Here is a 22,272-nt window from a genome sequence, read left to right as displayed (position 1 = left end):
CCACCGGGTTTGCCCGGTGGCCCTTTCGTATCAGCGGACAGACGTTGCCTGTGCGAGGCCGCTCAGGCCCATTCGCCCTGGCGGAAGACTGCGACGCGGCTGCCATCGGCATGCACACCGTCGATATCGACTTGGTTCGAGCCGATCATCCAGTCGATATGGATGAAGCTCTTGTTGCCACCTTGCGCAGCAATCTGCTCGGGCGTGAGCCGGGCGCCATCGACGAAACATTTCGAATAGCACTGTCCGAGCGCGACATGGCAGGAGGCATTCTCGTCGAAGAGCGTATTGTAGAACAGGATGCCGCTCTGCGAGATCGGCGAGGAATGCGGCACCAGCGCCACTTCGCCGAGGCGACGCGCACCCTCGTCGGTGTCGAGAACCTTGTTCAGCACCTCCTCGCCACGCGTGGCCTTGGCCTCGACGATGCGCCCTTCTTCAAAGCGCACCGAGATGCCATCGATCAGTGTGCCCTGATGCGAGAGCGGCTTGGTGCTGACGACATGGCCGGAAACCCGCCTTGCATGCGGCGTGGTGAAGACCTCTTCGGTCGGGATGTTGGCATTGCAGGTCACGCCGTTTTTGGCCGTGGAGGCGCCGCCCTGCCATTCATGGCCTTCGGCAAGTCCGATCGTCAGGTCCGTGCCGGGCCCGGAAAAGTGCAGCGACTGGAAGTTCTGCCCGTTCAGCCACTGCGTCCGGCTACGGAGCGTCGCATTATGCGCAGCCCAGGCCGAAATGGGGTCGGCACGGTCAACCCGTGAGGCGGCGAAAATCGCCTCGGCCAACTTGGCGACTGCGATGTCCTCTGCCTCGTCCGGGAAGACCTGGCGGGCCCAGGGCGCGGTCGGATAGGCCAGGATGTTCCAGTTGATATCGAAGCCGGCGATCTTCTCGAGAGCGGGCTGATAGGCGATCGAATTGGCCTTGTTGGCGCGCGCGACCTTGGCCGGATCCTGCCCTGAGAGCAGCATCGGGTTGTCGCCCACGATGGCGAGGCGCGCGGTGTTGGCGGCGAAGGCTTTGCCGACGCCTTCATAGAGCCAGCCCGGCGCCCGGTCGAAACTTGCATCCGGGGCGTGGCGATAGCGTGAGAGCGTTACCTCCTCATCCGCCAGCATCGGCGTCACGAGCCCGGCGCCGGCCTTGTAGGCATGCTCGGCGATCCGCCGCACCAGCGGCAGGGCGGCGACTGGTGCGGTCAGGAACAGATCCTGCCCGGCCTGGAGATTCAGGCCGACCTTGACGGCGACTTCGGCGAGCTTGTCGAGCTTGGCCGGATCGATCGATGCCAGGATATTCGGCTGATGCGTGGTCATGGAATGCGGCCTCTCATGCTTGGCAAATCCCTGATCGGCATCATGCAGCCGATCAGGGCGTCTTTGCGGTTTGGCAACAAGAACATCGCCCGCTTGGTCCGGTGCAATGGGCTAGCCGAGCAAATTGCGCAGCGTTCGCATGAAGGCGCGCGAACCGGGCTCGATCAGGGCATCGGGAAAATCGAAATCCGGGTTGTGCAGCTGCGGCGAGGTTTCGCCCGAGCCGAGGATGAACATCGCCGATTTCGCCTGGCGGCCGAACAGGCCGAAATCCTCGGAGCCGCGCGATGGCGAGCCCTCGCCGTGCCGGAGCTTCTCGTCATCGAAGGCCTTGCGCAGGAGCGCCACCGCCTCGGCATCGTTTTCGCAATGATGGAAGACGTCGTGATAGCTCAGCTCGACGCCAAGACCCGATGCTTCAGCCGTTTCGCGCACCAGCGCTTCGGCCCGTGTGCAAAGCGCGCCCATTTGCGCATCGTTCAGCGTGCGCAGCGTCGCCCAGATTTCGGCCCGGCCGGGTGCGATCCCAAAGGCAGCTTCGCCGATCGCAGCGTGGGTCACGGTGACGAGCGCATAGGCGGCATCGAGCGGACCGCCGGGGCCGAGCGCCGTCAATGCCGGCATCAGCCGGGCCACCGCCGCAACCGGCGAGATGCCGTGTTCCGGCATGGAGGCATGCGAGGTCTTGCCGGTCAGCACGATCTGCAGTCCGCGCGAGGCACAGTTTGCGGGGCCTTCGGAGAGCGTGATGTAGCCCAATGGCAGGCCGGGTTTATTGTGGAGCGAGAAGGCGTAGTCCGGTGCGATTTCCGCGAATTTCGGATCGGCGATGACGGCGGCGGCACCTGCGCCGTTCTCCTCTGCCGGCTGGAACAGCAGCACCGCACGACCGCGCTGCGGCCGTTGGCGGCCGAGCCCGCGCGAGAGCGCGGCGACCATGGTCATGTGCCCGTCATGGCCGCAGGCATGGGATTTGCCGGGCACCTGCGAGCGATGGGGGCTCTCCGAGATTTCCTCGATCGGCAGGGCGTCCAGTTCGCAGCGAACCATCACTGTCGGCCCCGGCTCGCGCCCTTCATAAATCGCAGCGACGCCGTGGCCGCCGAGCCCGGTCACGATACGGTCCGGCTCGCTCGGGGCAAGGAAGGCAACCACTGCCTTCGCCGTCTCCTGTTCCTCGCCCGATATCTCGGGAGAGCGGTGCAGCTGCTGCCGCCAAGCGACAAGCTCGACCATGTCGGAGTTGGTGAGAAACATTCCGTTATCCCCTGAGCGCCGGCTGAACCAGAGCTGATGCCGGCTTCGTATGGCCAGAGAATTATCAGCTTGCGTGGAGCGGCAAGCGCCATTCTTGCCTGCGGGGGGCGCGCTGTGCTCATTCCACGCCCCCAAACCGATGAGTTTACTGCGGAGGCAGCCTCCCGAAGCAAGCCCTCACCGGCTGCCTTCGAAACCCGCCAGATACTTGCCCAGCAGTGCGTTGAGGGCCGCGTTCTCATCCGCGGAGAGTATGGAACTCAGCTGCGCCTGGGTTGCGACATGTGCCGTGACAGCAGCCTCGATTATCGCAAATCCACGCTCGGTCAGTGAAATGATGAAACTGCGGCGATCCTCGGGGTTATGGGTGCGCTCGACGAGGCCCGCCTTCTCCAGCTGGTCGATGCGGTTCGTCAGCGTGCCCGAGGTGATCATCATCGTCGCCAGCAGATCTCCCGGCGACAGGCTATAGGGAGGGCCGGACCGTCGCAGTGTCGCCAGCACGTCGAAACTAGCGCTGTTGAGGCCATGCTCGGCGAAGGTCTTCTCCATCTCACGGCCGAGATGCTGCGAGAGCCGCTTCAGACGGCCGAACAACCCCATCGGGGTGACGTCGAGGTCCGGTCTTTCCCGGTTCCACTGCGCGAGAATTCCGTCGACATGGTCCATGCCCCCATCGTTGCGACAGAATATCTTGACGTCAAGATATTTGTCATTATCTTGACGTCGAGATAATGAGTGAGACCGCCATCATGGCCCGCAATGCCGACTTGCTGCTGACCGCGATCGCCCCAGCTATCTGGGGCAGCACCTATCTGGTGACGACGGAGTTCCTGCCGCAGGGCTACCCCCTGACCGTGTCGATGCTGCGTGCGCTCCCGGCCGGCCTCCTGCTGCTGCTCGCCGTCCGGCAATTGCCGCAGGGAATCTGGTGGGGACGGGTTCTCCTCCTCGGCGCGCTCAATTTCTCGCTGTTCTGGTGGATGCTGTTCATCGCGGCCTATCGGCTGCCCGGCGGGGTCGCGGCGACCGTAGGGGCGATCCAGCCGCTCGTCGTCCTGCTCCTCGCGCGTCTGCTGCTCGGTTCCGCCATCCGCCCGCTCGCCATCGTCGCGGCCATCGCCGGCATGGCAGGTGTCGCGCTGCTGATTCTGACGCCGCAGGCGGCGCTCGATCCGCTCGGCATCGCCGCTGGTCTCGCCAGTGCGCTGTCGATGGCGGCGGGCACGGTCCTGAGCCGGCGCTGGCAGCCGCCGGTCTCGCCACTGACCTTCACCGCCTGGCAGCTGACCGCTGGGGGAACCCTGTTGCTGCCGGTGGTCTTCTGGCTCGAACCCGCGCCGCCGACGCTGACCGGCACGAACATCCTCGGCCTTGCCTATCTCGGGTTGGTCGGCGCTGCCCTGACCTATATCCTCTGGTTTCGTGGCATTGCCCGACTGGGTCCCTCGACGGTTTCGCCACTCGGCTTTCTCAGCCCGATGACGGCGGTCATCCTCGGCTGGTCGGTCCTGGGCCAATCGCTCAGCCCCGCCCAGATCGCCGGCATGGCGATCGTCCTCGGCAGCGTCTGGCTGAGCCAGCGCGCTCAGCAGGCTGTGCCAGCCAGCGCTCCCACGGTGGGGAAACACCAGGAGGCATGACAGGGCACGCCTCGGGCCATGCGTTCCGTCAGTCGTCCTGGAACAGCTCTTCGTAGGCGAACAGCCCCTGATGGCCGCCGGTGTGCCAGAACACCACTGTTTCGTCGGGCCTGAACGCACCATGCCGAACCAGCGAAAACAGCCCGGCCATGGCCTTGCCGGTATAGACCGGATCGAGAAGGATGCCCTCCAGCCGTGCAACGCTTGTCACGGCCTCGAGCATCGCCGCCGTCGGCTGGCCGTATCCAGGTCCGATCTGCGATGCGTCGATCGTGATCGGGACATCGGCGACATTCTGGGGTCCGGCGAGCGCGAGCGTGTCGCGCGCAAGGCCAGCGACGATACCGCGGGCTTCTTCGGCCTGCCGCGAGACGCTGATGCCGTGGACCGCGCAAGCGAGGCCCTGCGTCTGCACACCTGCAACGATGCCGGCATGGGTGCCGCCGCTGCCGGTCGCGAGCACGATATGGTCGATCTGTCGGCCTGCGGCCTTGGCCTGCCCGGCGAGTTCGACGAGCGCGTCATGATAGGCGAGTCCGCCCAGTGCATTGGAGCCGCCGATCGGGATGAAATAGGGCCGCCGGCCCTGCGCGCGCAGCGCAGCAAGCGTCTGTTCGAGCGCCTCCATGGCGTCCTGCTCGGCGGTTAGGAGGTGGATATCGGCGCCGAGCAATCGGTCGAGCAGGATGTTGCCGTTGGTCCGGTAGCTCGCGCCGCGGCCGCTGATCTTGTCGGTCAGGAGCAGAACGCAGCCGAGGCCGTTCCTGGCGGCGGCAGCGGCCGTCTGCCGCGCGTGATTGGATTGGACGGCCCCGAGCGTGACCAGCGTGTCGGCCCCCTGGAGAAGCGCGTCGCCGACGAGATATTCGAGCTTGCGGGCCTTGTTGCCGCCGCCTGCGAGACCTGTGCAATCGTCGCGCTTGATCAGGATCGTCGGTCCGGGGCCATGACGTCGGAGTTCCTGCGTCAGGCGGGGCAGATCCTCGAGGGGCGTCGGCACGATCGCAAGGGGAGCCCGGCTCCGTTCAGCCAGTGACCAGGGCTTGTTCATGTCGCTTCTTCCTCACCGAGCCTGGCGCAGAGGCGCCGCAGCCCACCATAGCGGTCGTGCCGGAAAAGGCAGCAGCGCCGTTGCTGGACCGCCATGCGAATTTGCTCCCGAGCCCAGCGTCATGCCGCACTCGCCATGGCTGGACTGTCCCGCTGTGAAATCGTCCCTTGCCCGTCGGGCTGGCCGACGGGTGGGAGGAGTCACATCCTCCGCGAGATCCGCGGATCGAGCTTGTCGCGCAGCCCGTCGCCCAGCAGGTTGACCGCGAGCACCACCAACGCCAGCGCGATCGCCGGACAAAAGATCGTCCAGGGCGCGCGCGCCAGATAGAGCCTGCTCGACGCGATCATGTTGCCCCAGCTCGGCGTTTCCGGCGGCACGCCGGCGCCGAGGAATGACAGCGACGCTTCGACCAGGATTGCCGATGCGCAGATATAGGTCGCCTGCACGATCAGGGGCGCGATGGTGCTCGGCATGATGTGAAGCACCAGAATCCGCGGCGTGCGTGCGCCGCAGGCAATGACGGCCTCGACAAAAGGGAGCTCGCGGACGCTGAGGACGATCGAGCGGACCAGCCTGACCACGCGCGGCAGTTCCGGAATGGCAATCGCGGCGACGACGATGCCGATACTGCCCTGGTTGAGAGCGACCAGGGCGATAGCCAGCAAGATCGCCGGGATCGCCATTAGCCCGTCCATCAGACGCATGACCGGGGTCTCGATCCAGCGGTAATAGCCGGCCATCAGTCCGATCAGCAGCCCGGCGCTGATCGAGATCGTCGCGACGCTGAGACCGACAATCAGTGAGACGCGTGCACCGTAGACGGTGCGGGCGAAGACGTCCTGGCCGAGATGGTCGGTGCCGAACCAGAACTGCGCGGATGGCGGCAGCAGCCGGCGTGTTGGCGCCTTAAGCATCGGGTCGCCGGCGAGCAGTGGCGCGAAGATCGCGATCGCGACGAAGAAGATCAGGATGGCGCCGCCCAGCAGCATCGTAGGGTTGCGCCGGGCGAAGCGCCTGAACCGGGCGCCGAGACTGCGCGGCGCAGGGCTGAGGGCTGAAGGGGCGGTATGGGCCGTGATCACGCTCATCGCTTCGCTCCCTCAGTACCGGATCCGGGGATCGATCAGCGAATAGGAAAGATCGACGAGCAGATTGACCAGGACATAGATGCCGGAGAACAGCAGGATCACGCCCTGGATGATCGGGTAGTCGCGCTTCGAAATGGCATCGACCACGAGCCGTCCGATGCCGGGAATGTTGAACACCGTCTCAGTGATGACGACGCCGCCGATGAGAAGCGCGACGCCTATCCCGATCACTGTGATGATCGGCACGCCCGCGTTCTTGAGCGCATGCTTCATCAGCATCTTCTTCGTCGTGACACCTTTGGCCTTGGCAGTCCGGATATAGTCTTCCTCAAGCACCTCCAGCATCGAAGCGCGCGTCATGCGTGCGATCAGCGCGATATAGGCGAGACCGAGCGTGACCGTTGGCAGGATCAGGTGGAGCAGCCACGGCCCCACGCCATCGGCGAGCGGCTTGTAGCCCTGGACGGGAAGCCAGCGCAGCTCGATCGCGAAGATGTAGATCAGGCCGTAGCCGACGACGAAGGCCGGCATTGAGAAGCCTAGAACGGAAAATCCCATCAGGGCACGGTCGACCAGGCTCCCGACCCTCCAGGCCGCGATCACACCGAGACTGACCGCGATGCTCACGGCGAAGAGCATGGTCAGCAGCGCGAGCGAAAGCGTCGGCTCCAAGCGTTGGATGATCAGCCTGCTGACCGGTGTGTTCGAAAAGATCGAAACCCCGAGATCTCCGCTCAGCACGCGTGCGGCCCAGCGCCAGAATTGTATCAGCAGCGGATCGTCGAGCCCGAGCCGCTGACGGATGGCAACGATCTGCTGAGGCGTCGCGTAATCGCCGGCGATGATTGCGGCAGGATCGCCGGCCGAGAAATGCAGCAGCAGGAAGACGAAGATGCCGACGAGCGTCATCACCAGCAGGGTCTGGGCCAGCCGTTGGGCGATGTAACTGAGCATGGGGTCGATCGTCCTCCTTCAACCTAAGCAGGCTGGAAGCGGCAGGCCGGTCGCGCCGCGCGCCGGCTGCACCGTCGACCAGCCCGCCGGAATGGTTCGATGCCGGCCGGGACGGAGCCCGGCCGGTGGAGGCGGCTACCCCTTCTTGACGTTCCAGAACGGGATCAGCTCCGGCATGCCGATCAACCCGGTGAGATTGCGCAGGGCCGCGGGCTGGAACCATTGCCCGTAATACATGTGCGGCACGAAATCCCAGGCGTTCTGTTGCATGTCGCGCGCGATCTGGCGGCGTTCTGCATCATTCGAAGCTGCCGCCCACTTGTCACGGAAGGCTTCGTGCTTCTCGTCGGAAGGCCAGCCGAACCAGCCTTTCTCGCCATTGGCGGCATGGCCGCTGAGCGCCACGGGATTGCCGAAGGCGTTGACCGAGCCCGAGGTGAAGAAGACGTTCCAGCCGCCCTGGTCCGGGGGGCTCTTAACGGCACGCCGCGTGATGACCGCGCCCCAGTCCGAGGCCTGCAGCGAGACGTTGAAGCCGGCCTGGCGCATCCACTGCGCGATCAGGTTCGCGGCATTGTTCATGTAGGCTATGTTGGTGGCGTGCAGCACGACGACGGGGCGGCCGTCATAGCCGGATTCCTTGACGAGCTGCCTGGCCTTCTCGATGTTCTGGCCGCCCTTGAACCAGTCGATATTGGCGTCGTTCTCCATCGGCGTGCCCATGCCGAATAGCGAAGAGCAGCCCTTGAAGTATTTCTCGTCGCCGAAGGTCGCCTTCATCACCTCGGTCGGGTGAATGAGGTAGAGCATCGCCTGGCGGGCCTTGACGTTGTTGAATGGCGGGTGGAGCCAGTTGACGCGGGCCCAGCCGAGCTGGCCCTGCTTGTTCAGGACCTCGAGCTTGATCTCCTTCTCGCCCTCCAGGGAGGAGAGCAGATCGACATTCGGATACTCGATCATGTCGATCTCGCCGGCGCGGATGGCGGCGATCGCCGTCGCCTCGTCGGCGATGTTCTCGTAGACGACGCGGTCGACATTCACGACCTTGCCGCCGGAGGTGAAGACGGCCGGCTCCGAACGCGGCACATAGTTCGGGTTCTTGTCGTAGACGTAGCGCTGGCCCTGGACGACGGCGTCCTGGTTCATGACGAACGGGCCGGAGCCGATGATCGTCTGGATCTGCTGCATCGGGTCGGTCTGCGCTTCCTTCTCGCGCATGATGTAGCAGGCATTGGTCGCCGCCTTGGCGAGCCACTCGACGGCCAGGCTGTAGGGCTCCTTCATCACGAGCTGGAAGGATTTGTCGTCCTTCACGGGAGTGTCGGCGAGGCGGGTCATCATGTGCTGGCCGCCGCCGTCGCGCGCACCCCAGCGCCGGATCGAGGCGACGCAATCGCGCGCTGTCACCGGCGTGCCGTCGGTGAAGCGCAGGCCGTCGCGGAGCTCGAAGCTGTAGGTCTTGCGGTCGTCCGAGAGCGAGTATTTCGACACCATCTGTGGCTTCGGCTCGAACTTGTCGTCGACCCCGAACAGCGTGTCGTAGACCATCGCAGCATGATACGAGGTCATGTTCGCGGTGGTCCAGACTGGATCGAATACGCGAAGATCGCCATGCAGCACGGCGCGGATGGTGCGTGAGACGGGTGGGGTGGTCTGGGCCCTAAGGCGGGCAGGGGCGGCGGTCAGTGCTCCAGCGGCGAGACTGCCCTGGACGAATCTGCGGCGTGTGGTCGTCATGTCTCTCTCCCTCCAAGAGATGCTGAATGACCGCGAGCATTCGCTTCGTCTGGCCACCCTCGATGATCAAATCACGGTCAAGTCTCCTTCGACGCGGCCAGGCTCAGACGACGATGCGGCCGGGTGGCAGCGGGTCGTGAGGCCAAAGCGGCCGGGCGATCTTGCGATAGGGGTATTTGCGCACGTCGAGATGCGATGGCCCGCCGCCGTCGGTGTAGATCACCGCGCTGGCGATCGGCCCGTAAGCGGCATGGAAATGGTTGGTCGACTTGACGCTGACGATACGCTTCTGCGTCGGGTCGATGCCGACGCTGGTAAAGATCTCGAGCCCCAGCGCCTGCGTGCGGTGCGATAACAGCGCGACGTCGATGCCGTCGATGCGGATGCCTACGGCATTGCCGATCGGGACTTTGGCTGTGCCGAAGCTCTGGGTGCCATTGCGGATCGCTCCGAGCACGGTGACGTCGCCATCGACCGGCTTGCCCGAGGTCGAGGCGGCCTTGCCGCCGAAGCGCAGCGGGATGGTGGCGCCGACACCGGCGGTCAGGCAGAATTCGACGGCGACAGGGTCCCAGACCGGACCGATCGCCGCATCGCGAATACCCCGTTCGCGCAGGCGGTGGATGATGTTGGTATTGTCGGACGCCGCCCCTCCTCCGGCATTGTCGGTCGAATCTGCAATGACGCTCGGGCCGTTGGCAGAACTGCCGAGAGCCCGGTCGAGCGCTTCGTCTAGCGGAACCACCGGCGGAGCGAATTGCCCCTTCAGCGAGCGGAACTCCTCGCCGAGCCGCGCGGCGAGCGCATCTCCGGCGGCCTTGGCATTGTCGGTGACGACCAGGACCCGCGTGCCGATCTCGGGCACGTCGCCTTGCTGGAAACCGTGAGCCAGCGAGACCGAAAGCACGCCGTCCTTGCCCTCGAGTGCGCTCATCCGGTCGACGAAGGAGCGCCCGGGCTCGCGCGTGGTCGGCACCAGCTCGATCATCCGGCAGTCATAGAGCGACATCATCGGCTTGATCGTGCCGCGGATCGTCGCAAGGATGATGTCGACCAATTCCTCGGCCCGCTCGACGAAGTCGATATGCGGGTACTCCTTGTAGAGAATGATGGCATCCGCCAGCCGCACGCGCTTTTCGGTCAGGTGGCAATGCGGATCGAGCTCGACCCCGATCGGCACCTTCGGGCCGACGATGGCGCGGACATGTTCCAGGATGTCGCCCTCGCAATCGTCACAGCCATGCGCGACCATGGCCCCGTGCAGCCCGAGCAGGACGCCGTCGACCGGCATTGCGGCTTTGAGTTGACCGAGGATCTCGTCCCGCATCTCCTCGTAATCGGCCTGGGCACAGGTTCCCGAGGGCTCGGCCCAGAAGCAGGAACCTTCGATCAGCGTGAAACCGTCTCGCTCTGCCCGCTGGCGCGCCACATAAAGTGGCGCGGTGCAATGCGTCGCCCGGTCGGGATGCTGACCTGCGGGAAAATAGGCCGATGCCTCGAAGTTCGCGCGGGATGTCGGGATAGGCGAAAACGTATTCGTCTCGGTAGCAAGCGACGCGGCGAACAGACGCATAATCAGAGCCTTCCCGTTTCGTGCGGAGGCAAGCTCCGACGTGAGCAATGCGCCTGTCAAGCTGCGTCGCAGCAAGAAAACCCGCTTTGTGAGGCTCGCAATCCCGGAGCTGAGGTCAATGGCCACTGACGACGGCGATGGGGGCATTCGTCGTTTTACATCCTATCCGCGCAAATCCACTTTTCTCTGTCATCAGGGATGTAGGAGAATCGCGCCGGCCGCGCGAACCTTGGGCCCTCGGATACCGCTCATCATGTCGCTGCGGGCCGCTGTGGCCGTCGGCCCGCCTGCGCTTTGGACGACTTCGGACGACACAGCGTTGGGAACCGCCGGCCGTCGGCGGCGTTAGCCAGCAAGACGGGTCGCGAGGATTTGCCCCATGAACAGCACTCGAATTGGCGGGCTGCTCAGCATTGGCCTGAGCACACTTGTTCTTGTGACACCCGCTCACTCTGCCGGGTTCTTCGATGAACTGGCCCGCGCCGTGTTCGGGAGGCCACCTCCGCAGGTTTACCCGACTGCGCCTGAACCGCTCGATGTGACCGTTCGGCCGACGCGTCGTTCGCCTCAGCGGAAAGCCGTCGTATCCAGGCCGGTGCCCCCCATCGTAAAACTCGATCCGGCTACCGATCACTATTGGTACCTGGACGACCCGACCCTGCGCCGCGGCGATATCGTCGTGACACGTTCGGACGTTCTGGTCTTTGAGGGGCGTGCCAGTCAAAACCACAGTGCCAGCGATTTTACTGCCCTTGGGCAGTCTCGCCTCGTATCCAGGTCCACCCAGCAGAGGGTCGAGGCGGCGGCGGGCGGTCGCAAGTTCGAGCCAGACCCCGGCCCACGAACCATCGCCGAGCGCGACCCAGCGAATTAATCAGCGGCGCATGGATCATTGCACCGTAGGCGGCCGCTCGCAGGGCGGCGTAACCCGGTTCTGCTTCGCGAACTTGCCCGCACGATGCGCCCTGCATCGCGTTCGATCGAGAAGTGCTGCTGATCCCCGCGGAGAGCGATATAATCACCTCGATCGAGAGGAATCCGCCTGACCAATCCTGCTGCTGAACCGTTGAAATCCCCTGGAGGAGGACCCGGATCATGGCCGCCAAGGAGTTGAAGTTCTCGTCCGACGCCCGCGAGAGGATGCTGCGCGGCGTCGAAATCCTGGCCAACGCCGTCAGGGTCACGCTTGGTCCCAAGGGGCGCAACGTCGTGATCGAGAAGTCGTTCGGTGCGCCCCGCATCACCAAGGACGGTGTCGCCGTCGCCAGGGAGATCGAACTTGCCGACAAGTTCGAGAACATGGGCGCTCAGATGGTGCGCGAGGTCGCCTCAAAACAGCATGATGCTGCCGGCGATGGCACCACGACCGCAACGGTGCTGGCCCACGCCATCGTCCGGGAGGGGGCCAAGGCCGTCGCCGCCGGCATGAACCCGATGGATCTGAAGCGCGGCATCGACTTGGCGGTCGAGGCTGCGGTGGCAGATTTCAAGAAGAACGCCAAGATGGTCACGGCCAATAGCGAGATCGCTCAGATCGGAACCATCTCGGCCAATGGCGACACCAAGATCGGGGCGATGATCGCGGCGGCGATGAAGAAGGTCGGCAACGAGGGTGTCATCACGGTCGAGGAGGCAAAATCGCTCGAGATCGAACTCGACGTGGTCGAGGGCATGCGGTTCGATCGTGGCTATATTTCACCCTATTTCATCACAGATGCGGAACGGATGCGGGCCGAATTGGAAGACGCCTATATCCTGATCCACGAGAAGAAACTCTCCTCGCTCCAGCCGATGTTGCCGCTGCTCGAGGCCGTGGTGCAAACCGGCAGGCCGCTGCTGATCATCGCCGAGGACGTGGAAGGGGAGGCTCTCGCCACGCTCGTGGTCAACAAGCTGCGGGGTGGCCTCAAGGTCGCGGCCGTCAAGGCCCCGGGCTTCGGCGATCGCCGCAAGGCCATGCTGGAGGATATTGCGATCCTCACTGGCGGAACCGCCATTTCCGACGATCTCGGCATCAAGCTCGAGACCGTCACGCTCCAAATGCTCGGCGGTGCCAAGAAAATCATGATCGAGAAGGAAAGCACCACCATCGTCGACGGTGCCGGCAAGAAGAAGGAGATCGGAGCTCGCGTGGCACAGATCAAGGCGCAGATCGAGGAGACCAACTCGGACTACGATCGCGAGAAGCTCCAGGAGCGTCTGGCCAAGCTCGCCGGTGGCGTTGCGGTCATCCGCGTCGGCGGCGCGACTGAGGTCGAGGTCAAGGAGAAGAAGGATCGTGTCGACGATGCCATGCACGCGACCCGCGCGGCGGTCGAGGAAGGTATCCTGCCGGGGGGCGGCGTGGCTCTGCTGAGGGCGATGAAGGCCCTTGCCGCCGTCAAGCCCGCCAATGCCGACCAGAAGACCGGCGTCGAAATCGTGTACCGCGCCCTGCAGGCTCCGGCCCGCCAGATCGTCGACAACGCCGGCGCCGACGGTGCGGTCATCGTCGGCAAGCTGATTGAGAAGGATGATTACAACCGGGGCTACAACGCAGCGACAGGTGAATATCAGGATCTTGTGGCGAACGGAGTGATCGATCCAGCCAAGGTGGTGCGGACCGCCCTTCAGGATGCTGCGTCGATCGCCTCGCTGCTGATCACCACAGAAGCGATCATTGCCGAGCTGCCGAAGAGGGAATCGGCTCCGGCGATGCCGGGTGGCATGGATTTCTGATGATCGACACGGCGCGGCCCCTTTGGAGGGGGCGGTCGCGAAGAAGATCCGGCCGCATCATTCGGGAGGAGAATTGCGCGCCATCTCGGAGATTTTCGGCACTGCCTCTCACGCGTTACGCCGGTGTGCCCGGTAAGTATGGGCCAGGTTCAGCTGGGTTGTGGCTTGTTGCGCCTCACGCCAATCGCGACGGCGAGCCCTGGAATGAGATCGAGACGGTTGTAGACGCAAATGGCGGTCGCGACATTCCAGAGCACCATGGTCGCCGTGCTGGCCACTGCTGCGCCGATTGCTCCGAAAAGCGCGATTCCTATGGCGCAGGCTGCAACATTCGCGACGGCGCTCACGACCATTATGACGGCGGCGGCGCGCTCATGTCCGGTCATGGTCAGGACGTTCTGATGCGGGCCGGCTGCCGCAGCAAAGACCTGACCGATCATCAGGATCTCAGCAACATGAACTGCGGCGACGAAATCCTCGCCAAACCATCGCAGCAGCGGCTCGAGCACCACCAGAAGCGGCACGGCGAGCATCATCGCCCCGACGAAGGACAACACGCTGGCGCGCGCGAACAGCGTCTGCAGGCCTAGCCGGTCCCCACGCGCGTGAAGGTCCGCGATCGTGGGGGCAAATACGGTGCTTACGGCGACGCGCGGCAGCAGGAGCAGCATCGCCACATTGAAGCCGACCGCAAACGTGCCGGCATCCCGGATGTTTCCGGTCCAGCCGAGCAGCATCACCCCGGTGCGGTTCATCAGGGTGTCGACGGCCGTCATGATCATGATGGGAAAGACGGCGGTCAACCAATAGCGAGGAGCGTAGGTCGAGCTGACGCCCCGCAGAGCAAGGGGCCAGAGCTGGCGCATGGTCACGCAGACCACGCCCACCGTGACCGCCGAACTGATCAACAGCGCAGCCATGACGAGCGCTGCGTCCAGCCGCCATGAAACCGCAGTGCCGGCCGCGACGACAAGCACCAGCAAAAGACCGTCGCGGACGATGCGTTCCGGCAGAAGAGCCGAAACGATACCGCCGAAGGCGCGTAGCAGCGTTGCTCCAATCAGATACATCGTGACCAGCGGGATTGTGGCCATCCCGATCAGCAGGCTGGTGGAAAGCTCCGAGTGCGGGCGAGCGGAGGAAACGGCCACGATCCCGGCACCAATTCCGGCGAGAACGATGGCTGCCACGAGGGTCCAGCCCACGGCAAACTGAATCACCCCGCGCGCCAGAGACCACTCCCCCTTCGCACCATAGGCCGGCACGAACCGAAGCAGGGCGACATTGAAGCCGAGGGTCGCGCTGTAGGCCAGGAGGCTGACCCAGGCAAACGCATAGGAATAAGTGCCATAGCTGGAAAGGCCGACCAACCGGGCAATCTCGAATTGAGCAACACTGGTAAGCCCTGCGCCGCCGACATAGACGACGAGAGCCCAAACGCTCCCGGACGAGAGCCGGTGAGCCAGGTCACTGCTGCCCTTCGAGCTGGTTTCGCCGCTTGTCGGTGCGGCCGCAGGCTTGGATAGAGCGGCCGTCGTCGGCGGATTGTCGCTGCGGGGCGGCCGGGTGACGGTGTCGTTGGCGTAACCTGTCAACATCAGATCAATACCCAGCGTTGTGGCTGTAATCGATCATGACCGACGCCAGCTCTTGAAGCCGCGGATGTCCTTGAAATGGAAACCGGCATCGCGCTCGGTATCGACCCAGGTCAGCACCGACGCCACGCGGGGAGCGCCATCGGCGTCGGCCCCCGGAGCGCCGCCGACGAGCCGCAGCGCACTTTGCGCCATTTCCCGGCCGGTCTGTGCCCAGCGCACCACGAGCAGTACCTGATCGGCCCAGCCCGCGAGAAAACTCGCTTCCAGCCGATCGACCGCTGCAGGTCCATCGATCACGATGAAGTCGTAGGTCTCGCGGAACTGATCAAGCCAGTGCGGAACCTGCGGGTTTGCGAGGAAATGAAGCAGGTTGCCATCGAGTCGAGGCGGCGGAATGTAGTCGACCCCAAGCTCAGGAAGGTGCTCCACCGCTTCGGCGATCGGTCGGCCGCGGCTCAGGACGTCGACGAGATCGACGCCGGGGGCGGCGGCGCGCGCCATCGTCACGATGTCCCGTTCAGGGAGTCCGCTTGGTTCGCCGAGGTCGATCAGGAGTACGCGCAGTCGAAGGCGCGCCGCCGAGAGGACAAGGCTCCGCGCGACCGTGGTCTTGCCTTCGCCCGGAAGGGCGGAGCTGACAAGGATGATCTTCGACGCGAAGCTGCCGGAGCCCCTGGGCAACACGGAGATCAGCAATGAGCGGATTGACCGCGCATAGATTGATTGAGGCTTCTGCCGCAGCAGATCCTCGATCCGCTTTGCGTGCCGGAGCGTGACCTGCGGGACCTGCCCGAGGCAAGGAACGCCCAGCGCCTCGGCGGCTTCATCCGTGCTGCGAAGGGTATGATCAAGTCTGTCGATGCCGAGCGCAAGCAGGACGCCCATAATGCCGAAGACCATCACGCCGGGCGGAATGAGGAAGGCCGGGTGAATCGAACTTGGCCTTTCCGGCGGCCACGCCGAGGCCATTACCCGGACGTCCGGCTGAATGAGTTGGACCTGTTCGTTCGCCTGCTGCTGACGGCTCAGAAGGGCATCGTAAAGCTGGGCTACCGCGGCCGCCTGACGCTCGAGAGCCCGCAATCCGGACATGCTGGCCGCGGTTTCGGTCGCCGCCGCCTTCAGGGACTGCAGCCGCTCCTCGATTGATCTGGCCTGAGCCTGGAGAATGCGACCGTCGGTCTCGACTTGGCTGAGCGCCTGATCGATCGCCTGCTCCGTTACACGGTCCGCTTCCCGGCGCGCCTCCGGCTGAGGCTCCTGACCGACGGTCGCTGGGGTTGCTTCGCTGTGGGCGAACTCGGCCAGACTCGCTGATCCCAATGCATCCGCAAGGGCGGCGGTGGGTGCGCCGCGCTGGCGCAAGTCGTTGAACCGGTTCAGCCGTTGTTGCGTCGCGGCGAAATCGGACTTGGCCAGGGCCAACTGCCGGGCCAGCTGTGCGATTTGCTGGCCGGTTACATCAGGGGTGCCATCGACCGTTGCGCCATGGAGCAAGCGGTAGGCCTGCAGCTCCTCTTCGGCACGCGCCACCTCCAACCTCATTTCGGGAACGCGCTTGGCGAGCCAAACCACAAGCTGCTCCGCATCGGTGCGCTTTCGTTGCGCAGTATCCTCGATGTAGACATGCGCGACGGTGTTCGCGATCTCGGCTGCACGTCGCGGATCGGAATCGGTTGCAACAACAGACAAGACTCTCGAACGCCGCTCTTGGCCGATCTTGACGGAGCGCTTCAGCTGCTGGGCCAGCGCGCTTTCGTTACTGTCGGGGGATTGGCTGTCGGAGCTACGCTTGAACGGCTGCGTGATAAACGACCAGGCGGCACCGAGCCCATCCTGGACACGGTGCAGCCAGGAATCCGGTTGGTTGCCTGCCGCCACCCCTTCCTCATGGGCGAGAAGGAGCGCCGAAGCGACCCGTCGCAGATGCGCATCGGAGGAAAGCACGGCCAAGTGCGTGTCGATCGCCGCATCGTCGATGGCTTGAGAGGCCTGGGATGTGCCACTCGACCCTTCCGAGGCGCGATCGACGACGATTTGCGTCGTTGCCGTATAGGCGGGCGACATGATCAGGCCAACGATTGCGACCCCTCCGCCGCCGAGTAGCATCATTGCGAGGATCAAACCCCGCCGCCTCGACAGCGCGTGGACGATCCGCTGGAATGGCAGCGGGCCTGGCGCCGATCCAATGATCGGCCTGGTTATCCGCGTCGTCGGTTCGAGTGGCGGCAGATCCGAAGGTCGTGCCGTCGCGATGAACCGCTGGCCCTTGCCGGTCAACGCTTCCATCGTCAGCTCCCCTGCAATGCGAGGTCGAATTCACCGACCGGTGTGGTGGCTGGCGGACCTGCGACTTCGTCGAGCCAGGCCTCGAGCATCAGCACGGCCCAAAGCGCCTGCGAATGGTCGCGACGGCCGCTCAGGTGCTCCGCCCAGCACGCCTGGACCGCCCCCGCGTCGAGAAGATCATGGCGCCGCAGCCGCGATTCGGTCAGCAAGTCGGCTGCCCAGGCCCGTAGCGGGCCCTTCAGCCAGGCACCGACAGGCACGTCGAAGCCCTGCTTGGGGCGCTCGAACAGGTGCCGGGGCAAGTAGCGCGCAAGAACCTGTCGCAGGATCCACTTGCCCTGGCCGTGGCGCACCTTGACCGCTGTCGGCAGGCGCCAGGCGAATTCGACGACGCGATGATCCAAAAGCGGACAGCGGGCTTCCAGGCTCGTCGCCATGCTTGCCCGGTCGAGCTTCACCAGAATGTCGCTCGTCAGATATCCGGTCATGTCCCGAAAGATCAGTTGCGACACCAGGTCGTCGAGGACGGGAGCATCGGGCTCGGCCGCTTCGGCGTCGCGCGCCAGGGTCAGCTCCGAGACACGCGTCAGCCGCCGGTAGATTTCCCGGTCTCCGTTTGCGGCGAAAAGATCGGAAAGACGCCTCAGGCGGTCGCCGCGCAGCGAGCGCCTCAGCCCGTCCGGCACCGGCAGCCGATTGACGATCTCCTCGCTTGCGCCATTCGCCAGGTGAACGAGGAAATCTGCAGCGGTGCGGCGGAGAATTGGGGGCATGCCAAGCAGAGAAGCCAGCCGCACCGCAAGAAAATGCCTGGAGTAGCCGGCAAAGCATTCGTCGCCACCATCGCCCGACAGAGCCACGGTCACGTCGCTGCGAGCGAGGCGGGAGACGAGCAGGGTCGGGATTTGCGACGAGTCGGCGAATGGCTCGTCCCAGATGCGTGGCAATTCTGGGATGACCTCGCGCGCCTCCGCCGGCGTCAGGTGCAGCTCCGTATGATCTGTCCCGATGTGCCGAGCGATACGACCGGCCTCGGCCGACTCGTCATAGCCTCGTTCGCGAAATGCAATCGTGAACGTGCGCACCGGCCTGTTGGACTGGGCCTGCATCAGCGCGACGACGGTCGAGCTGTCGATTCCTCCGGAGAGGAATGCGCCGAGCGGAACGTCGGCGACCATCCGCTCGCGCACGGTGAGACGAAGCAGTTCGTCAAGCTCCGCGACCAGTGCGACATCGTCGGAAACGAACGGATTCTTCCGCCCCTCTTCGGCTACGGCAGCCAGGGACCACCACTGGTGGATCCTCGACTTGAGAGTTGCTGTGTCGGGAGCGTCGGCGATCTCGTCGGCGCTCACTGACAGCATGGCTCCAGGGGGCAGCTTGAACACATCGTGCCAGATGCAGCACCGATCCGGCATCGTGCCGCGCGCCAGCATGGCGGCCACAGCCTCCCGATCGATCCGGGCTTGAAAGCCCGGAAACATACGAATTGCCTTCAACTCGGAAGCAAACACCAGGGCACGTCCGATGCGCGCGATGTAGAGCGGCTTCTTCCCCATCCGATCTCGGACCAGATGGAGAACACGCGCCCTTCTGTCCCAGAGGCCGAGTGCGAACATACCTGTGAAGCGCTGGAGCGCCCTTTCCAGACCCCAGCTTTCGATCGCGCCGAGCATCACCTCGGTGTCGCTGCCTCCACGGAAGCTATGCCCCAGATCTTCGAGTTCGCGGCGCAGGGCTTGGAAATTGTAGACCTCGCCGTTGAAGGTCATGACCAGCCGTCCGCTATGGGAAAGCATCGGCTGGTGCCCGCCCTCGGTCAGGTCGACGATTGCGAGGCGTCGATGACCCAGCGCGACGCCGGCCTCGCGGTCACTCCAAAACCCGTCGCTGTCGGGCCCGCGATGGCGAATGGAAGCCGTCATCGGCCTGATCGCACTCAGCAACCCGGGGTCCGCAGCGTCGGGGGGCAGAAAGATACCCGCAATCCCGCACATCCTGTCATCTCCCGTAGTGAGCGGACGCCGTCCGCCTTCGTGTGCTGCCCTCGGCCAAACACAGGGCGAGGGCGAACCAGAAGATCGGATGGCGAAGAATGAAGTGGCTGATGCTGAACACGGCCACAGAGCAGATCAGTGCCGAGAGGGCATCGAACCGGGCGCGCAGCGTCAGCAAGAGGGTACTGCCGACGAGCCACGCCAGAGTGGCGAGGCCGAGTACGCCTCCTTGGGTGTACAGGTCCAGGGGCGTGCTGTGGGCCTCGAACGGGCCGGGCAGGTTCTGCGGGTTGGGACCTGTGGGGCGTTCGGAATGAGGCCCCGGACCGAGGCCCAGGGAGGCCGACCCCAACCCTTTCAGCAGTGCTTGCTGCCAAAGCAGAAACCGCAGATTGGCTGTGGCTACGGTACCGTCCCCGCCCTTGTCCTTGGCCAGGCTTTTGGCGAAATCCTCAGCCTCATCGGCCGCGGCGACGCCGTAGGGCAACAGTGCGATCGCGGTGGGCGGGGCTGCCAGGATGAAGAGGACAGCTGCGATGTAACGCATGCTGTATCCAGGCATGGCCAGCCAGGTCCGCAGCCGCAACCCGATCAGGAACGTGCTCGAGACGACCGTCGCACCCAGGAAGGCGTCGCTCTTCGTCAATCGCCCGAAGACCACGGGCAGGACCGCCAAAGCGAAGCCGGAGACGCGGCCGAAACCCGTCTCCGCGCTCATCGCCAGATGGAGCGCGAGCGGGCCAAACACGGCGCAATAGAGCGCAGCCTGGTTGGGGTTCTCGGACCAGCCGCGAAAGCGGTCCCAGTACCATGGATCGAGCGAGCCCTGAGGAAGCAGTCCCCAGCCGAGGGCAATCTGCAGCGCGAGGCCGATATTGCCGAAGACGATGACGAACCAGGCCGTCTGCCGCAGGCGGTTGTCACTGTCTGGTTCGGCCATGGACAATATCGTCATGCAGGCCATGAGCAGATAGGCCGTGGAGTCATGCACCATGGCGCCGACGTCGATCAGCGGATCGAAGAGAAGTCCAATGCACGCGCCTATGCCCAAGGTGAGCGCGAACACGGCCCAGAATCCGCTCAGACGGGTCAAGGCGGAACTGGCCGCCATCGGGTACCCGGCCAGAAATCGGGTCGCCGACAGGCCGATCCAGAGCGCGAGGCAGAGCTCGCCTAAGCCGATCGGCAGGCCGGGAAGGCGGAGCTGCGATGCGGAAGAGAGCACGAGCCCCGCTCCGAGGAGCGCATTTCGGATCATTCCCCTTCTCCGACACCGCGGAGCGCGCTGGCCCCCTCCAGAACCGGTGATCGCGACCTGCCCGCAGCCTTGTCCGTACGACCCTGTTCCGACAGAACCTGCCGATAAAGCTCTGTGTAATGTCCAACGATTGTCGAGAGCCCGAATTCGCGCCGAACCAGCGCCACGGATCGACCACCCATTTCAAGCGCGCCGCGCCGGTCTTCCAGGAGTTCGAGGATGCGGCTGGCAAGAGCACCCGGGTTGCGCGGCGGCACGAGGAGGCCGTTCCAGTGATGCGTAACCACATCGCTGCAGCCGGGCATGTCGGTCGTGACGATCGGCAAGCCCGCAAGGCCGGCCTCCAGCAGAACGCGCGGGATCCCCTCCCGATATTCCGTCGGCAGGACGAACAGGTCTGCAAGGCCGAGCAGGGCCGGCACGTCTTTCCGCGCGCCCAGCGCCATCACATGCGGAGCCTGCCGGTCTATCTCGTCCTGAGCGACCGCGAAGGGCCCTTCACTTTCTCGTGGACCGACGAGCAGGAAGCGCACACCCGGGCGCGCTTTCCTGACCAGCGAAGCAGCCTCCAGCAGCGTCGGAATTCCCTTCTGCTGCGTCAGCCTGCTGACCGTGATGACGATCTCGTCCGTCCCGAGGCCGAGCTGTTCCCTTAGCGCCGCAGTGGCGGAGCCACGGGCGTGCGAACGATCGAAGGCGGCAATGTCGATACCCGATCCGCGGATCAAATGAGCGCGATCCCTCCGAACCAGCCTGTGACTCTCGAAATAGGCTTTGTCGTCGCGGTTCTGGAAAACCGTAGCCGCGGTCCAGCGGGAGGCGAGCCATTGCAAGGCGCAGTAGACCGGCCGGAGGGCGAGCGCGCGGGCCGTCTCGGACGAGAACACCCAGCCCATCCCATTGATGGTTCGCACCACGGCGACCTTGCCCCGGACCGCAAGGGGGGCCAGCAGATTGGGCTTGGTATCGAAGGTTTGGACAATGTCTGGGCCGATATCCGCGATCATCTTCGCGAGCTGGCGGATGGCCGCGAGATCCGCGCCGCGACTGTCGAACCGGTCGAACTGATAGCGCCGATGAGCCAAGCCGGCTTGCAAGAAGGCAGCCCCATCTGTGGTCGAGGCTGCCGTTATCCGAAAGCCGCGGTCCTGCAAGGCTGCGAGGAACGGGATGCGCAGCGAATGGTCCTCCCCTCCCACGCAAAGCACATGCGGAACCATTTTGACTCCTCCTGCCAGGAACTGGGACTGCGGGGGCCTGACCCCCGAGTGCAAGCGCTCGGCCTGATGACCTTTCCGGCGCGTTCCTGCCCCACAGGACCGTATCCGGTAGGAAATCACGGTATGGAGCAGGCTCTGCACTGTCCTCATTCATTTGGATGACGGATCGGAACCGGACGTGAATGGCGTAAGGCAACGGCATCGGTGCGGTTCCGCGTAGTCGGGGCAACAATCCGGCGATCGCGGGCCTCGTCGCTTCTGAGGCGGCAGGGTGTTCGCCGTGAAGCCGACAGCGTCTGCCTCATCCTATGGTTTGCATAGAAGAGGCAGACGCGGCCCCGTCTGCCAGCCGGTTCACATGCCGGCACGCGTAGGATGCCAGCATTCGGCGGGGCCGCCGGACGAGGCGTCGCGGAAGCATCCGGGGGCGCGAAAACCGGACAGCCGGCCAACTGTGCAGGGACCGGCGAGAGCGTGTTGTCTCCCGGCGCATTTCCGGGTCGTCACGAATTTGTGCGTGCAGCCGCCAGGGTTGATTTCGAAACGGCCCTGGAGCGACCGCTCTAC

Annotated in this window: 16 protein-coding genes; 3 read left to right on the top strand and 13 right to left on the bottom strand. The window is 64.7% G+C overall.

Annotation, left to right across the window (positions count from 1 at the left end; translation table 11 throughout):
- Positions 1–62: 62 nt before the first annotated feature.
- The 3 genes from BIWAKO_RS08475 to BIWAKO_RS08465 all read right to left on the bottom strand — a co-directional run bounded on the left by BIWAKO_RS08475 (position 63) and on the right by BIWAKO_RS08465 (position 3,245).
- On the bottom strand, positions 63–1,319 hold the full coding sequence (locus BIWAKO_RS08475) for an aminopeptidase (protein WP_069878309.1): 1,257 nt from the start codon (positions 1,317–1,319) through the stop codon (positions 63–65).
- A gap of 111 nt (positions 1,320–1,430) precedes the next feature.
- A complete protein-coding gene (locus BIWAKO_RS08470; RefSeq protein ID WP_069878307.1) occupies positions 1,431–2,576 on the bottom strand; it encodes an amidohydrolase in 1,146 nt (381 codons plus the stop codon).
- 177 nt (positions 2,577–2,753) lie between these two features.
- Positions 2,754–3,245, bottom strand: a complete 492-nt coding sequence (locus tag BIWAKO_RS08465; RefSeq protein ID WP_069878304.1) for a MarR family winged helix-turn-helix transcriptional regulator — start codon at positions 3,243–3,245, stop codon at positions 2,754–2,756.
- An 83-nt stretch (positions 3,246–3,328) separates the two neighbouring features.
- Between BIWAKO_RS08465 and BIWAKO_RS08460 the strand changes: the two genes are divergently transcribed.
- Entirely contained in the window at positions 3,329–4,219 is an 891-nt protein-coding gene (locus tag BIWAKO_RS08460; RefSeq protein WP_069882283.1) for an EamA family transporter, read from the top strand.
- 28 nt (positions 4,220–4,247) lie between these two features.
- Here the strand turns inward: BIWAKO_RS08460 and BIWAKO_RS08455 are convergent, their stop codons facing one another.
- The 5 genes from BIWAKO_RS08455 to BIWAKO_RS08435 all read right to left on the bottom strand — a co-directional run bounded on the left by BIWAKO_RS08455 (position 4,248) and on the right by BIWAKO_RS08435 (position 10,625).
- The gene (locus tag BIWAKO_RS08455; RefSeq protein WP_069878302.1) at positions 4,248–5,270 is read right to left on the bottom strand and encodes a D-cysteine desulfhydrase family protein; all 1,023 of its coding nucleotides are present in this window, start codon (positions 5,268–5,270) and stop codon (positions 4,248–4,250) included.
- A 200-nt stretch (positions 5,271–5,470) separates the two neighbouring features.
- A complete protein-coding gene (locus BIWAKO_RS08450) occupies positions 5,471–6,361 on the bottom strand; it encodes an ABC transporter permease (RefSeq protein ID WP_069878300.1) in 891 nt (296 codons plus the stop codon).
- A gap of 12 nt (positions 6,362–6,373) precedes the next feature.
- Positions 6,374–7,315 carry an ABC transporter permease gene (locus BIWAKO_RS08445; protein WP_069878298.1) on the bottom strand — a complete coding sequence of 314 codons (942 nt, stop codon included), beginning with the start codon at positions 7,313–7,315 and terminating at the stop codon, positions 6,374–6,376.
- Between the two features lie 135 nt (positions 7,316–7,450).
- On the bottom strand, positions 7,451–9,052 hold the full coding sequence (locus tag BIWAKO_RS08440; protein ID WP_069878296.1) for an ABC transporter substrate-binding protein: 1,602 nt from the start codon (positions 9,050–9,052) through the stop codon (positions 7,451–7,453).
- Positions 9,053–9,155: 103 nt separating this feature from the next.
- On the bottom strand, positions 9,156–10,625 hold the full coding sequence (locus BIWAKO_RS08435; RefSeq protein ID WP_069878294.1) for a M81 family metallopeptidase: 1,470 nt from the start codon (positions 10,623–10,625) through the stop codon (positions 9,156–9,158).
- 379 nt (positions 10,626–11,004) lie between these two features.
- On the opposite strand from BIWAKO_RS08435, the gene BIWAKO_RS08430 reads away from it, so the two are divergent.
- Positions 11,005–11,499 carry a hypothetical protein gene (locus BIWAKO_RS08430; RefSeq protein WP_069878291.1) on the top strand — a complete coding sequence of 165 codons (495 nt, stop codon included), beginning with the start codon at positions 11,005–11,007 and terminating at the stop codon, positions 11,497–11,499.
- 221 nt (positions 11,500–11,720) lie between these two features.
- Positions 11,721–13,343, top strand: a complete 1,623-nt coding sequence (groL, locus tag BIWAKO_RS08425; RefSeq protein WP_069878290.1) for a chaperonin GroEL — start codon at positions 11,721–11,723, stop codon at positions 13,341–13,343.
- A gap of 149 nt (positions 13,344–13,492) precedes the next feature.
- On the opposite strand, the gene BIWAKO_RS08420 is transcribed toward groL, so the two are convergent.
- The 5 genes from BIWAKO_RS08420 to BIWAKO_RS08400 are packed head-to-tail and all read right to left on the bottom strand — an operon-like array spanning position 13,493 to position 21,705.
- Positions 13,493–14,941: a lipopolysaccharide biosynthesis protein gene (locus BIWAKO_RS08420; protein WP_084651224.1), complete on the bottom strand. Its 1,449-nt coding sequence runs from the start codon at positions 14,939–14,941 to the stop codon at positions 13,493–13,495.
- A gap of 33 nt (positions 14,942–14,974) precedes the next feature.
- A complete protein-coding gene (locus BIWAKO_RS08415; RefSeq protein ID WP_176733283.1) occupies positions 14,975–17,221 on the bottom strand; it encodes a GumC family protein in 2,247 nt (748 codons plus the stop codon).
- 11 nt (positions 17,222–17,232) lie between these two features.
- Positions 17,233–19,227, bottom strand: coding sequence for an asparagine synthase (glutamine-hydrolyzing) (gene asnB / locus BIWAKO_RS08410; protein WP_069878285.1), 1,995 nt, complete (start codon positions 19,225–19,227; stop codon positions 17,233–17,235).
- A 4-nt stretch (positions 19,228–19,231) separates the two neighbouring features.
- Positions 19,232–20,452, bottom strand: coding sequence for an O-antigen ligase family protein (locus tag BIWAKO_RS08405; RefSeq protein WP_244523380.1), 1,221 nt, complete (start codon positions 20,450–20,452; stop codon positions 19,232–19,234).
- Between the two features lie 29 nt (positions 20,453–20,481).
- Positions 20,482–21,705: a glycosyltransferase family 4 protein gene (locus tag BIWAKO_RS08400; protein ID WP_069878282.1), complete on the bottom strand. Its 1,224-nt coding sequence runs from the start codon at positions 21,703–21,705 to the stop codon at positions 20,482–20,484.
- Positions 21,706–22,272 lie beyond the last annotated feature (567 nt).

It is taken from the genome of Bosea sp. BIWAKO-01, from assembly GCF_001748145.1.
Taxonomy (GTDB): Bacteria; Pseudomonadota; Alphaproteobacteria; order Rhizobiales; family Beijerinckiaceae; genus Allobosea.
Note: the sequence above shows the minus strand (reverse complement) of the source record. Positions and strands in the feature narration are given on the sequence as shown.